10 protein-coding genes and 1 tRNA gene are annotated in these 13,551 nt (G+C 61.6%); 7 read left to right on the top strand and 4 right to left on the bottom strand.

Features of this window, described 5'->3' with window-relative positions:
* Positions 1–5: 5 nt before the first annotated feature.
* Positions 6–1,103: an A/G-specific adenine glycosylase gene (mutY, locus tag AC2GXZ_RS07720; RefSeq protein ID WP_483758572.1), complete on the bottom strand. Its 1,098-nt coding sequence runs from the start codon at positions 1,101–1,103 to the stop codon at positions 6–8.
* 93 nt (positions 1,104–1,196) lie between these two features.
* Between mutY and AC2GXZ_RS07715 the strand changes: the two genes are divergently transcribed.
* From AC2GXZ_RS07715 to AC2GXZ_RS07695, 5 genes are all read left to right on the top strand, one after another.
* Positions 1,197–1,718: a DUF721 domain-containing protein gene (locus AC2GXZ_RS07715; RefSeq protein ID WP_483758571.1), complete on the top strand. Its 522-nt coding sequence runs from the start codon at positions 1,197–1,199 to the stop codon at positions 1,716–1,718.
* 140 nt (positions 1,719–1,858) lie between these two features.
* On the top strand, positions 1,859–2,560 hold the full coding sequence (locus tag AC2GXZ_RS07710; protein WP_483758570.1) for a DsbA family protein: 702 nt from the start codon (positions 1,859–1,861) through the stop codon (positions 2,558–2,560).
* Between the two features lie 36 nt (positions 2,561–2,596).
* Positions 2,597–6,058, top strand: a complete 3,462-nt coding sequence (locus tag AC2GXZ_RS07705) for a chromosome segregation SMC family protein (RefSeq protein ID WP_483758569.1) — start codon at positions 2,597–2,599, stop codon at positions 6,056–6,058.
* A gap of 463 nt (positions 6,059–6,521) precedes the next feature.
* Positions 6,522–9,194, top strand: coding sequence for a pyruvate, phosphate dikinase (gene ppdK, locus AC2GXZ_RS07700; protein WP_483758568.1), 2,673 nt, complete (start codon positions 6,522–6,524; stop codon positions 9,192–9,194).
* An 83-nt stretch (positions 9,195–9,277) separates the two neighbouring features.
* The gene (locus tag AC2GXZ_RS07695; RefSeq protein ID WP_483758567.1) at positions 9,278–9,637 is read left to right on the top strand and encodes a VOC family protein; all 360 of its coding nucleotides are present in this window, start codon (positions 9,278–9,280) and stop codon (positions 9,635–9,637) included.
* 3 nt (positions 9,638–9,640) lie between these two features.
* On the opposite strand, the gene AC2GXZ_RS07690 is transcribed toward AC2GXZ_RS07695, so the two are convergent.
* Positions 9,641–9,910 (bottom strand): hypothetical protein, encoded by a 270-nt coding sequence (locus AC2GXZ_RS07690; RefSeq protein WP_483758566.1) that lies wholly within the window; start codon positions 9,908–9,910, stop codon positions 9,641–9,643.
* 211 nt (positions 9,911–10,121) lie between these two features.
* On the opposite strand from AC2GXZ_RS07690, the gene AC2GXZ_RS07685 reads away from it, so the two are divergent.
* Complete coding sequence (locus tag AC2GXZ_RS07685; RefSeq protein ID WP_483758565.1) at positions 10,122–11,015, top strand: DUF1499 domain-containing protein; 894 nt, start codon at positions 10,122–10,124, stop codon at positions 11,013–11,015.
* A gap of 6 nt (positions 11,016–11,021) precedes the next feature.
* Here AC2GXZ_RS07685 and AC2GXZ_RS07680 read toward each other — a convergent pair whose 3' ends face one another.
* Positions 11,022–11,936, bottom strand: a complete 915-nt coding sequence (locus tag AC2GXZ_RS07680) for an MBL fold metallo-hydrolase (protein ID WP_483758564.1) — start codon at positions 11,934–11,936, stop codon at positions 11,022–11,024.
* Between the two features lie 189 nt (positions 11,937–12,125).
* Between AC2GXZ_RS07680 and AC2GXZ_RS07675 the strand changes: the two genes are divergently transcribed.
* Positions 12,126–12,199 (top strand) — tRNA-Gln (locus tag AC2GXZ_RS07675).
* 63 nt (positions 12,200–12,262) lie between these two features.
* On the opposite strand, the gene AC2GXZ_RS07670 is transcribed toward AC2GXZ_RS07675, so the two are convergent.
* A complete protein-coding gene (locus tag AC2GXZ_RS07670; RefSeq protein WP_483758563.1) occupies positions 12,263–13,255 on the bottom strand; it encodes a GNAT family N-acetyltransferase in 993 nt (330 codons plus the stop codon).
* Positions 13,256–13,551 lie beyond the last annotated feature (296 nt).

The following is a 13,551-nucleotide window of genomic DNA, read 5'->3' as shown; positions in this document are numbered from 1 at the left end:
CCCGGTCAGTTTGAGTGTTTCGCAAAGGCGGTCGGTATAGCCTGAGTGATTACCTTTTTCATGACGGTCGGCAAGGCTTCGTTATCAAGTTGCTCGACCGGCACCCACCAGCCGGAAGGCGCCGTGGCGGAAGCGACAAGGCTGCGATAGACCGAAAGCTTCAGCTCGAAATGGGTGAAGACATGGGTGATCGTCCCGCAAGGGGCCCAGTCGGCATCGAAAGGCGCCTGGTCCGGCCCGGTGCCGCCGTCGATCCGTGCCGTCCAGGCGGTGGTCGGCACTTCCGTCATTCCGCCAAGCAGGCCCGTTTCGATACGGCGCCTCAGCAGAATGTCGCCGTCCTCGGTAACCGCCACGAATGCTGCACCGACACGAACCGGTTTCTCCTTCTTGGCAGCTTTGACCGGAAAGCGCTCCGGATCATGTTCCGCAACGGCCAGACAGTCTTCGCGAAACGGACAGAGCGCACAGGCCGGCCGTTTCGGCGTGCAGATCGTGGCGCCGAGATCCATCATCGCCTGTGCGAAATCGCCCGGTCGGTCGGCAGGCGTCAGCTCCCGCACCTTCGCCTTCATCTGAGGCTTGGAGCCGGGCAGGGGGGCATCAATCGCATAAAGCCGCGAGATCACCCGCTCGACATTGCCGTCCATCACTGCCGATTGCCGGTTGAAGGCAATCGCCGCGACCGCAGCCGACGTGTAGTCGCCGATACCCGGCAATCCCCTGAGGCCATCCTCCGTGTCCGGAAAAATCCCGTCATGATCGGCGGCCACCGCCTCGGCGCATTTCTTCAGGTTGCGGGCGCGGGCATAATAACCGAGCCCCGCCCATGCCGCCATCACGTCCTCGGAAGGGGCGGCCGCGAGATCCGTCACCTTCGGCCAGCGGCCGAGGAACTTGATGAAATACGGTTTGACCGCCTGTACGGTCGTCTGCTGCAGCATCACTTCCGACAGCCACACATGATAGGGATCGGCGCGTCTCCCGGCCATCGCCGCAGACGGGCTGACCCGCCACGGCAATTCGCGGTGATGGCGATCATACCAGGCGAGAAGCCTTGTCGCGTGGGTTCGTTTCGGTGTCGGGGATAACGTATCGAGCATCGTTTGCCGTCATGGGGGAAGTTGCCCTATACTTGGAAGATGAATGCGCCGGCATCAAGGACGGCCCAAGCCTGCAAGACCGGTTATCCAGCGATGAATTACCCCGTCAAGAAGACCAAGCCCTTCCAGCGAAAGGGCGCAAACCAGATCGCAGAGATCGCCAACGGCCTCATCGATCCGGTGCTGGCCAGACGCGCCGGCATTTCGACGGCGCTGCTCGGATCCTGGGACGAGATCGCCGGCGAGGAATTTGCCGATTGCACCCGGCCGGAGAAGATCGTCTGGGCGCGCAATGACGGTTACCGCGAGGACGGTTATACGCCGGGCACGTTGACCATCGCCTGCGAGGGCGCCCGCGCGCTTTTCCTCACCCACGCCCAGGGGGAGCTTATCGGCCGGATCAACGCCTTTTTCGGGTTTCCCGCCATCCGCCAGATCCGCATCGTCCAGAAGCCCGTCTCGCCGCAACTCAAGCATTCCAGGACACCGAGGCCCTTGAAGGGCGAGCCCGCCCGCCGCCTCAACGACATGATGGAGGGTATCGAGAGCGAGGCGCTGCGCAAGGCGGTCGAGCGGCTGGGAACCGCGGTGCTGCAGCAAAAGCGCACACGCTAGGATCAATTGCGCGTCAGTCGGCTGATTTTCCTGCTTTTGTCACAATTGTTTGAAGTAAGTTACCTAACGGCAACTTGCTCAGGGTGGGGCGCCGGGATACGGAGTTTCCGACCTAAAGATTCCTTGAACACGGGTGTTCCATGCTTTTGAACGACATTACCACGACCCGACGCGCGCTTCTTGGCGGCGTGGCCGTCACTGCTCTCGCTCTTGCGCTGCCGCTCGGCGTTACCGATGCCTTCGCCCAGGAGAAGCCGGAATCCCAGGGCGATGTCGATATGGCCGCCGCACTGAAGCCGGGCCCGCTGCCTGAAATGTCGCTCGGCAAGGCCGATGCACCGGTCAAGATCATCGAATACATGTCGATGACCTGCCCGCATTGCGCCAACTTCCACAACGTCACCTTCGATGCGATCAAGACCAAATATGTTGATAGCGGCAAGGTCGAGTTCATCATCCGCGAATTCCCGTTCGATCCGGTTGCCACGGCCGCCTTCATGCTGGCCCGCAGCAACCCGCAGAAGCCGGAGGAACTTGCCACCCCGGAACAGTATTTCGCCATGGTCTCGATGCTGTTCAAGCAGCAGCGCGCATGGGCAGCCCCGGCCGACAAGGATGTCCGAAACGCCCTGATGCAGAGCGTCAAGATTGCCGGTTACACACAGCAGACTTTCGAGGCCTGCTTGACGAACCAGAAGCTTCTCGATGAAATCAACAATGTGGTAAAACGGGCGGCGGACGAGTTTACCGTCAATTCCACGCCGACCTTCCTGATCAACGGGAAGAAGTATTCTGGAGACATGTCGGTTGAATCCATGTCGGCTCTTATCGACAGCATCTGACAACGCGCTCTCCTTTGAGAGCGTGAGGGGCGCAGCATGAAATTCAACAAGCTGCGCCTCGTCGGTTTCAAATCCTTCGTCGAACCGACGGAATTTTTCATCGAGCGTGGCCTGACCGGTGTGGTTGGGCCCAATGGCTGCGGCAAATCCAATCTTGTCGAAGCGCTTCGCTGGGTGATGGGCGAAAACTCCTACAAGAACATGCGCGCGTCCGGCATGGACGACGTGATATTCTCAGGGTCCGGCAATCGCCCGGCGCGAAACACCGCCGAGGTCGGGCTTTATCTCGACAATTTCGACCGCACGGCACCCGCTGCCTTCAACGATGCCGATGAGATCCAGGTCACTCGCCGCATCGAGCGCGAGAACGGTTCGGTCTATCGCATCAACGGCAAGGAAAGCCGCGCCAAGGATGTGCAGCTTCTGTTTGCCGATGCCTCCACCGGCGCCCGCTCGCCCTCGATGGTTGGGCAGGGCCGGATCGGCGAGCTGATCAATGCGAAACCGCAGGCGCGTCGGCAACTGCTCGAAGAGGCGGCAGGCATTTCCGGCCTGCATTCGCGCCGCCACGAGGCCGAGCTTCGCCTGCGTGCCGCCGAAACCAATCTGGAACGGCTGGAAGACGTTGTCGTCCAGCTCGAAAGCCAGATCGAAAGTTTGAAACGCCAGGCCCGTCAGGCCAACCGCTTCAAGGCGCTGTCCGCCGATATCCGCGCCCGCGAGGCAATGCTCCTGCATATCCGCTGGGTCGAGGCCGAGCAGGCGGAACTCGAAGCCCAGACCGCCCTCAATCAGGTCACCGTCACCGTCGCCGAACGAGCCCAGGCACAGATGGAGGCCGCCAAGGATCAGGCGGTCACGAGCCTGAAATTGCCGGAACTGCGCGAGGATGAAGCGAAGGCCGGTGCGGCACTCCAGCGCCTGCAGATCGCCCGCAGCCAGCTCGAGGAAGAGGCCGGACGGCTGTTGAAGCGCCGCGACGAGCTGACCCGTCGCCTTGTTCAGCTGGGCGAGGACATTCGCCGCGAAGAACAGCTCGCCGCCGACAACACCGCCTTCCTCACCAAGCTGGACGAGGAAGAGCTCGAGCTCAACGACATGCTGGCCGATAGCGGTGCAGAAAGTGCTGATCTGCGCGAGGCTTTCGACACCGCCGGTGCCACACTTGCCGAAAGCGAGCAATTGCTTGCAGCATTGACCGGTGAGCGCGCCGAGGCAGCAGCCGGCCGCAACCAGCTGGAACGCCTGATCCGCGATCTTGCCGAGCGCCGCCAGCGCCTCGACCGTCAGCGTCAGGATGCAGCAGCCGAACTCGATACCGTCACCGGACGCCTCGCAACCCTGGATGATCCGGCCGAAAAAGCGGAACTGGTCGATGCGGCCGAGATTGCGCTGGACGATGCGACGGCTGCAGCGGAAGAGGCGGAAGCAGCCCTGGCTGCGACCCGTGCCGGTGAACTGACGGCCCGCCGTCCGCTGGAAGACGCAAGAACCACGCTGAACGGTCTTCAGACAGAAGCCCGGACGATCTCGAAAATGCTTGCCGCCGGCGCGACTTCGGGCGAGTACGTGCCGGTTGCCGAAATGGTGCATGTCGAGCGCGGTTATGAGGCAGCCCTCGGTGCCGCTCTCGGAGACGATCTGGAAAGCCCGGTCGATGCTTCGGCACCCAGCTATTGGGCGCTCAATGGCGACGTCTCCGGCGATCCGCGCCTGCCCGATGGCGTCGAGCCCCTGTCCGCCCGCGTCACCGCCCCGCCGGAACTTTCCCGCCGCCTCGCACAGATCGGCATCGCCACGGTGGAACAGGCGCGCTCGCTGTCCGCCTCTCTCAAATCCGGCCAGCGGCTGGTGACGAAGGAAGGGGCCGTTTATCGCTGGGACGGCCATGTGACCGGGTCCGAAGCGCCGGGCGCTGCAGCCCTCAGGCTCTCCCAGAAGAACCGTCTCTCAGAGCTCGAAGCCGAGATCGATGAGGCCCGCGATGTTCTGTCCGAATGCGAAAGCCTGCTGGCTGATGCGCTCGCCGAAATCGCCGCCAGCGAGCGGGTGCTTGCCGATGCGCGTGACCGGGTAAGGTTCGCCACCCGTCATATGTCCGACGCCCGCGAAGCGCTGGCCGCCGCCGAACGCGCTTCCGGCGACCTGATGCGGCGCCGCGATGTCGTTGCCGAAGCGCTGAACCAGGTGGATGCGCAGATCGAAGATATCGAGGTACAGGGCGAAAATGCCCGCATCGAGCTCGAAGGCAGCCCCGACATTTCCGATCTCGACAATCGTCTGCGCGATCAGCAGGCGACTGTCGCGACCGACCGCGGACGGCTTGCCGAAGCGCGTGCGAGCTACGAGGGCCTGAGCCGCGAACTGGAAGCCCGCAAGCGCCGTATTGCTGCAATTGCCCAGGAGCGGTCGTCCTGGAAGGCGCGTGCCGATAGCGCTGCCAGCCATATCGAAAGCCTGCGCGAACGCGAGGAAGAGGCGCGCGACGAGATCGTCGAGCTGGAAGCCGCACCCGAGGAGGTCGATGACCGTCGCCGCAGCCTTCTGTCGGAACTGCAGAAGGCCGAAGAGGCCCGGCGTGGTGCCGCCGATCAGCTGGCAATCGCCGAAACCCGCCAGCGCGAAGCCGACCAGCGGGCAGCAACTGCCCTGTCAGAACTTGCCGATGTGCGCGAAAAGCGCGGTCGCGCCGAGGAGCGCCTCGTTTCCGCGGCCGAAAAACGCCACGAGAGCGAACAGCGCATTCGTGAAGCGCTCAATGTCACGCCCGCGGAAGTTCTGCGTCTCACCGGTCTTCAGCCAGGCCAGCCGGTTCCTGATATCCGCGCCATCGAGCGGGAGGTCGATCGCCTGAAGATGGAACGCGAGCGCCTCGGCGCCGTCAATCTTCGCGCCGACGAGGAACAGAAGGAGCTTTCCGACAAGCTCAATGCGCTGACCCGCGAGCGCGACGACGTGGTCGATGCGATCCGCAAGCTGCGTGGCGCCATCCAGAGCCTCAACAAGGAAGGGCGCGAACGCCTGATCGCCGCCTTCGATGTGGTCAACACCCAGTTCCAGCGGCTTTTCACCCATCTCTTCGGTGGTGGCACGGCGGAATTGCAGCTGATCGAATCGGAGGATCCGCTGGAGGCCGGGCTCGAAATCCTCGCTCGTCCGCCGGGCAAGAAGCCGCAGACGATGACGTTGCTTTCGGGTGGTGAGCAGGCGCTCACCGCCATGGCGCTGATCTTCGCCGTCTTCCTCACCAACCCGGCGCCGATCTGCGTGCTCGACGAGGTGGATGCGCCGCTCGACGACCATAATGTCGAGCGATACTGCAACCTGATGGATGAGATGGCCGCCTCGACCGAGACGCGTTTCGTCATCATCACCCACAACCCCATCACAATGGCCCGGATGAACCGACTGTTCGGCGTGACGATGGCGGAACAGGGCGTCTCCCAGCTGGTCTCCGTGGACCTGCAGACGGCCGAACTCATTCGCGAAGCCAGCTGATCGGGATCGATGCCGCAGCGCCGATCGGAGACTGTCCCTCTCTCGCATCGAAAGGGCTGTGGAGAATGGCGCTTCAGGTGTCGCGAAAATCTTTTCGTATCGCTCTTGATAGCCGTCATATCTACGTTGTTTCACCCATATAGGTGATGCGCGGCGTGTGGTATACGGCTACATGAACAGACGAATTCGTCGGGGGCTGGGGGGCACTTTCACGGTGCATAGGCCGTTCCATCGAATATCTACCCCCCGCGTGGGTTTCCTGTCCTACGCGGAAGACTTTGCGGGGCCGTGTGATCCGGCCCCGCAAAGTCTTTAATCTCTTCCCATCTCAGAAAAAGCCTTCCTTCCATGCGCCAAATTGTCGGTTGCGGATTGCCGCGCCGCAACATATTGCTGCCGTGTTAGTTTCCCAAGCTCTTGCAAAAGCTCTGGATTCAGAGAGGATTGGCCGGGGGAGGAAGACATGGTCAAACGGGTATACTTGTTCGGCGGCGGAAGGGCTGAAGGCGGCGCTGCCGATATCGCCCTGCTCGGCGGCAAGGGCGCCCATCTCGCGGAGATGGCAAGCCTTGGCCTGCCTGTGCCTCCCGGGCTGACCATCACCTGTGACTGTTGTCACGAATTCTTTTCCGACGGCCGCAAGCTCGGCGATGATCTGATGGCCGACGTTCTGGCCGGGCTGCAATCCGTCGAGCGGGAAACCGGCCGTCTTTTCGGTGGAACTGAAAGACCGCTGCTGCTGTCGGTGCGCTCGGGATCGCGGGCGTCGATGCCGGGCATGCTCGATACCGTTCTCAATCTCGGCCTCAATGACGAAACCGTACAGGCGCTTGGCCACGATGCGGGCGACGCCCGCTTCGCCTGGGACAGCTACCGGCGCTTCATCCAGATGTATGCCGATGTGGTGATGGGCCTCGACAACGAAGTCTTCGAAGAGCTGCTGGAAGACGAGAAAGGCCGCCTCGGCCATCAGAACGATACCGATCTTTCCGCCGTCGAATGGCAGCATGTCGTGACCCTCTACAAGCGCGTCATCGAGGAGGAGCTGGACGAGAGCTTTCCGCAGGACCCGCATGTTCAGCTCTGGAAGGCGATCGCTGCGGTCTTTTCCAGCTGGCACAATACCCGTGCCGTGACCTATCGCAGCCTCCACCGCATTCCCGACACCTGGGGAACGGCGGTCAACGTCCAGGCCATGGTGTTCGGCAATCTCGGTTCGACTTCGGCCACCGGTGTCGCCTTCACCCGCAATCCGTCGACCGGCGAAAGGGCTCTGTACGGCGAATATCTGGTCAACGCTCAAGGCGAGGATGTGGTGGCCGGCATCCGCACGCCGCAGTCGATCACCGAGGAAAGCAGGCTGGCATCCGGCTCCGACAAGCCGTCGATGGAAAAGCTGATGCCGGAGACATTCGCCGAATTCCGCGCCATCTGCGCGCAGCTCGAGCGGCATTACCAGGATCTGCAGGATGTCGAGTTCACCGTCGAACGCGGCAAGCTGTGGATGTTGCAGACAAGGACCGGCAAGCGCACGACGCGGGCGGCGATGCGCGTCGCCGTCGAAATGGTCGACGAGGGGCTGATCAACGAGGAACAGGCGGTCTGTCGGATTGACCCGCCGTCGCTCGACCAGCTGCTGCATCCGACCATCGATCCGAAAGTGGAGCGCCATGTCATCGGCTCCGGCCTGCCGGCGTCTCCCGGTGCTGCGACCGGCGAGATCGTCTTCACCGCCGAACAGGCCGTCGAAGCCGAGGCCGAGGGTCGGCGCGCCATTCTCGTGCGCATCGAAACCAGCCCTGAAGACATTCACGGCATGCATGCGGCCGAGGCGATCCTGACGACGCGTGGCGGCATGACCAGCCACGCCGCCGTCGTCGCCCGTGGCATGGGCATCCCCTGCGTCGTCGGTGCGGGCTCCATGCGTGTCGATCTGCGCAATGAGCTTCTGACCGGTGTCGGCGGCATCACCCTCAAGAAGGGCGACATCATCACCATCGACGGCTCCTCCGGCCAGATCCTCAAGGGCCGGGTGGCCATGCTGCAGCCGGAACTGTCCGGTGATTTCGGCAAGCTGATGGCCTGGGCCGACAAGGCCCGCCGCATGCAGGTCAGGACCAATGCCGACACGCCGCAGGATGCGCGCTCTGCGCGATCCTTCGGCGCAGAAGGTATCGGCCTTTGCCGCACCGAACACATGTTCTTCGAGGGTGAGCGCATTCATGCGATGCGCGAGATGATCCTGGCCGAGGACGAGCCGGCGCGTCGAAAGGCATTGGCAAAATTGCTGCCTTTGCAGCGTTCGGACTTCACCGAGCTTTTCACCATCATGCACGGCCTGCCGGTGACCATCCGGCTTCTTGATCCGCCGCTGCACGAATTCCTGCCGAAGACGGAAGCAGAGACCGAAGATGTGGCGCGCGCCATGGGCATGCCGGCCGCCTTTCTTGCCCGCCGCATCGACGTCATCCACGAGTTCAACCCGATGCTTGGCCATCGCGGCTGCCGGCTGGCGATCTCCTATCCCGAGATCGCCGAGATGCAGGCCCGCGCCATCTTCGAGGCCGCGACCGAGGCAGCCAAGGTAACCGGTGAGCCCGTAGAACTGGAAATCCTCGTGCCCCTGGTCAGCCTCAGGGCCGAGCTTGACTATGTCCGGGGCGTGATCGACGCCGTCGCTGCCGAGGTGGCGAGCGAAACCGGCATGCAGATCGGCTATCTGGTCGGCACGATGATCGAGCTGCCGCGTGCCGCCATCCGCGCCCATGTGATCGCCGAGACGGCCGAGTTTTTCTCGTTCGGCACCAACGACCTGACCCAGACCACGTTCGGTATGTCGCGCGACGATGCCGCAACCTTCATCCCGACCTATCAGCGCAAAGGCATCATCGAACATGATCCTTTCGTTTCTCTCGATTTCGATGGCGTCGGCGAATTGATCCAGATTGCCGCCGAGCGCGGGCGCAAGACCAAGCCCGATCTCAAGCTCGGCATTTGCGGCGAACATGGCGGTGATCCCACCTCCATCCATTTCTGTGAGGATGCCGATCTCGACTATGTCTCCTGCTCGCCTTTCCGCGTGCCGGTGGCGCGGCTGGCCGCGGCCCAGGCGGCGATCGCCAAGCGCAACGGCTGAGACACACCGGCTGAAGGCCCGTGGCTCAAGGCCACAAGACTATGGTAGTCTGGGGTACCGGCAGCAAACCTTGGGAGGGGCCGATGCCATGCCTGGACCATGTGAACATCCATAGCCGTGATGCGGCAGCCATGATCGGTTTTCTGAAAACCGTGCTCGGCGCGGAGGAGGGGTTTCGTCCACCTTTCGAGGTTCCAGGCCACTGGCTCTATCTCGACGGCCATCCAGCCATTCATATCAATGCCGTCGAACGCGAGGAAGACTTTCCGCCCGGAATGCTGAACCACGCAGCCTTTGCCTTTTACGACAGAGGCGAGGCGATCGAACGCGTCAGGATCGCCGGTTTCCGCTTCGAGGAAGACAGCATTCCCGGTGCCGGCATAGGACAGATCTTCGTCTACGGGCCCGAAGGGATCAGGATCGAGCTGCAGTACCGTCGGTGAGACTTACGGCCGGTGCACATAGACCGGCCGTGCGACGATGACCGACGGTCCCCAGAACATCGTATCATTGCGGTCCATCAGCGAACGGCTCTGGGCGCGACGGTCGAGTTCCAGGTCGAGCAGGCAGCGTGCCATGGCATCGGTCTTGGCGCGAAAACCGTAGCTGGCGCAGGTGCGCTCGTCCGCCGCTCGCCGTTCCTCCGGTGTGATCGTCTGGCACGAGGCCAGGAATGCGAGGAGGACGGAGGAAAGCAGAAGGCGGTGAAGACGCATGGTCATGCTCCAGAAACGATATGCCGACAAAAGCCGCAACTTTTATCTAGGGCATCTGGCGGCAAAATGCGCGGCTGCCGCGAAAAAAACCGACGAAAAATGACAGGTTGTCATCGCCATCGGGTGCATCCCTCCGGCTCGGGGATTCCATTCTTCCGCCGTGTGTCCTAAACAGTCAGGATACTCATCGTGTGGAGCTTGCGCCGCCGTCATGACCGTCCGTTTCGTCCGGCCCGTATCCCATTCCGCCTATCTCGGACGACGTCTTGCGCTCTCCGCGCTTCTCCTTTTTGCGATCGTCACTTTGGCCCATCGTTTTGGTCCGTTGAGCGAGCCGACATTCCTGGCGCTGCTGCTGCTTGCGGCCGCCATTGCCGCTGTGTCCCTGCCGCTCTCGCTCTTCGGTCTCGCCCGTCTTTGGCAGGTCGGTGCCGATGGCGGAATTGCTGCGACCAAGGGCCTGATCTACGCAGTTTTGCCGCTCGGTGTCGTCGTTTATGGCGCCACTCAATATTACACGCTGCCGGCGATCTATGACCTGTCCTCCGATCTTGCCGATCCGCCCGCCTTCATCACCGAGCCACATGCGGATCAGCAATGGCTGGCGCGCCCTGCCTCGCCAGCGGCCAGTGAACGACGCGCCCAGCTTGCCGCTTATCCCGCTTTGGTCGGCAGGCGTTACGAAGGCGCGCTCGACCGTGTTTATGACGGTGTCCGCAAGGCCTCGCTCTCGGCCCGCATCGCGATTGTCAAAACCGAGGGACTTTCGCTCGTCGAGCCTGACCTGAGTGAGCGGGGTGCCCCCAAGGACGATCAGGCGCCGGTGCCAGACGTCGCGCCGGTGCCGATGGCGCGGCCGGAACCCTCGCTCGATCCCGCAATCGGCAACCCGACCGAAGTCGTGATGCAGGGCCAGACCCGGACACTGGTCGCCGGCCTGCGCTTCGACGTGGTGATCAGGCTGCGCGAGGAAGCGGAAACAACCTCGGTCGATATTCGTGTCGTCTCGCGGTATGGCCCGCATGATCTGGGTTTTGCGGCGCAGATCGCCGAGGATTTTCTCGACCGCCTCGACCAGGAACTGCTGGGTCTGGCCGGCGGCTGATCCCTCTCAAGGCGCTGGCTGATAGATGCCGGATAACACCGGTGGTCCGTCGGTCGTCACGCGGCCCTTTTCGATGAGGTCCTCGATATGGGCAAGAACTGACAGCGCTGCGGCACCGTGCAGCCGCGGATCCGTCTTGGCATAGATCGTCTTCACCATGTCGGGGATCAGCTGGTCGCCTGCGAGAATGCGCTCCATCACCGCCCGTTCGCGCATCCGCCGATGGGTGCGCAGGCCCCTCAGAAAGGACGCAGGTTGCCGGACAGGACCGCCATGACCGGGAAAATAGATACGGTCGTCACGGGCAAGCAGCTTTTCGATCGAGGCCATGAAATCGGCCATCGACCCGTCCGGTGGTGCCACGATCGTGGTTGCCCATGCCATCACGTGATCGGCGGAAAACACGATGCCGGTGCCGTCGAGCGCAAAGGCCGAGTGGTTGGCGGTGTGGCCCGGCGTGTGGATTGCCGAAAGGGACCAGCCGTCGCCACCGATCGCCTCTCCGTCGGCAATTGCGATATCCGGGCTGAAATCGCTGTCGGCACTTTCTGCAAACGGGTTCGTCTCGCCCTCATGCAGCGGCCGTGCGGCCCGATGCGGGCCTTCCGCCACCGTCAGCGCGCCGGTTGCAGCTTTCAGCCGCCTGGCGAGCGGGGAATGATCCCGATGTGTATGGCTGACGAGGATATGGCTGACCGGCCGGCCGTCAAGCGCCGTCATCAGCGCTTCGAAATGGGCCTCGTCCTCCGGGCCGGGATCGATGACCGCGACCGAGGATTTTCCGACGATATAGGTATTCGTGCCGTGGAAGGTAAACGGCGAGGGGTTGTTGACGGTCAGCCGCTCGACGCCGTCTGCCACCGGCACCGCGATGCCGTGGGCCGGCAGGAATTCGGTGTCGAAATCGATGTCGTTTGCCATTCCGGTCTTCCGTCTGTCCCGCTCGTGTCCCCCGCATGCCTGCCTTAGCACCGCTTGATCGGTGCTGCATGCGCAAATGCGTGCATCAGGAAAATAGGCGGATGATGAAAGATTGCCGTTGAGGGCAAGGAAAAGCTTTGCTAGAGGAGACACCTGATCTGCAGCTGTTGACAGCTGTCAGTCAAGTGTTGGGGCGTAGCCAAGCGGTAAGGCACTGGTTTTTGGTACCGGCATCCCAGGTTCGATCCCTGGCGCCCCAGCCACAATTTTTCACCAAAATCCCGCTGATCGGGAACGTTACGCTCTTGTCGGGCATCCTTCAGCTGTCAGCCGAACGCGTTATAGGCGTTCGGGTCCATCCGGCGGATCTGCCTCAGCACGCGATAGGGCATGCTCGATTTGCTGACGATGTAGCGCGGTGCGGTCTTTCCGCCGAAGCCGGAGAAAAGCAGGACCGAGCCGGCATTGCTGATGCCGTCGAAGTCGAACACGTAACCCATCGAAACGGCCGACTGGATGGCATTCCAGATCAGCAGCGGCACCACGCCGTTGCCGGCATCCGGCGCCCGAGTCGACATCAGATAATAATAGGTGTTGCTGTCCCAGACGCAGAAGATCGCGGCCTTCGCGTCCCCCGTGGCATATTCGCGTGCGACCCACACATGTCCGCGCCCCCGTTCCATCGCCTTGATGGCAATATCCCTGCAGATGCCGAAATCGACATTCGCCTGCATGTTCTTCTTTTCCAGATGGGCTTTTGCAAGGTGGAAATAGGCGTCCGGATCCGCGCTTTCATAAACCTCGAAATTTTCAGCCGCTCGACGGATGACATTGCGTGTCTTGTCGCGCATCGCCTTCCAGATCATCAGTTCCGGATAGGGCTGGATTTCGAACGTGAACTGCACCTCGACATTGTAACCCTGCGCCTGGAAGGGCAATGCATCGCAGATACCGCGATGCATCTTCTGGCGGAACGACGAAAGTGGCGGAAGCTTGCGGATCAGTTCTTGCGTGATCGAGTTCCGCTTGACGTATCGGTTGGCCTCGCTGCCGCCGCCGTCATTGATGCCGGGGCCGAGAAAATGCGTCAGGGTCGGCATGTTGCTGCTTGAAAGCCCGTAACGGGAACTGACCATGTATGGCATGCGACCAACCGTTCGCCCGCCATCGGTAACTTCGACAAAATCGACGCGTCCGCCGGTGGCGGCTTCGAGCCACCAGTCTTCGTGGAATATTGTCGGTCTCAGATTGTCGAAAGCACTTTCTGCAGCAGCCTTGATACGGGTCTGCTGATCAATACTCTGGGTACGCGTGATCATAGAATCTAGGCCTCAATACTATAGATTCCGACTCTGTGTCGTTATGCGAACATGCAATCAAGTTTTTTACTGTTTATTTACAAAGTAACTTAGATGAAAAATTTGAAAAGTGAATAACCTCAACAATATTTCGTGAATGACTGTACGGTGGTCGACGTTATTTGATGCCGCGCCGTTTTGATTTGAGCAGGATTAAGATTGCAAATTCAATGATTTAAAACGCTACCTTTGCGTGCATATGATTTTATTGTGACGGCTTAAAAATCATCAAAAACAGCCAAAAGTTGAAAATTGCA

The sequence above is a fragment of the Aliirhizobium sp. YIM B11859 genome (genome assembly GCF_057163345.1).
This window is presented reverse-complemented; position numbering and strand designations above follow the sequence as displayed.

Coding starts and splice junctions, on each gene's coding strand:
- ppdK (WP_483758568.1), top strand. CDS start 6,522: ATGGTCAAACGGGTATACTTGTTCGGCGGCGGAAGGGCTGAAGGCGGC.
- AC2GXZ_RS07680 (WP_483758564.1), bottom strand. CDS start 11,936: ATGGCAAACGACATCGATTTCGACACCGAATTCCTGCCGGCCCACGGC.
- AC2GXZ_RS07715 (WP_483758571.1), top strand. CDS start 1,197: ATGAATTACCCCGTCAAGAAGACCAAGCCCTTCCAGCGAAAGGGCGCA.
- AC2GXZ_RS07670 (WP_483758563.1), bottom strand. CDS start 13,255: ATGATCACGCGTACCCAGAGTATTGATCAGCAGACCCGTATCAAGGCT.
- AC2GXZ_RS07690 (WP_483758566.1), bottom strand. CDS start 9,910: ATGCGTCTTCACCGCCTTCTGCTTTCCTCCGTCCTCCTCGCATTCCTG.
- AC2GXZ_RS07695 (WP_483758567.1), top strand. CDS start 9,278: ATGCCATGCCTGGACCATGTGAACATCCATAGCCGTGATGCGGCAGCC.
- AC2GXZ_RS07685 (WP_483758565.1), top strand. CDS start 10,122: ATGACCGTCCGTTTCGTCCGGCCCGTATCCCATTCCGCCTATCTCGGA.
- AC2GXZ_RS07705 (WP_483758569.1), top strand. CDS start 2,597: ATGAAATTCAACAAGCTGCGCCTCGTCGGTTTCAAATCCTTCGTCGAA.
- mutY (WP_483758572.1), bottom strand. CDS start 1,103: ATGCTCGATACGTTATCCCCGACACCGAAACGAACCCACGCGACAAGG.
- AC2GXZ_RS07710 (WP_483758570.1), top strand. CDS start 1,859: ATGCTTTTGAACGACATTACCACGACCCGACGCGCGCTTCTTGGCGGC.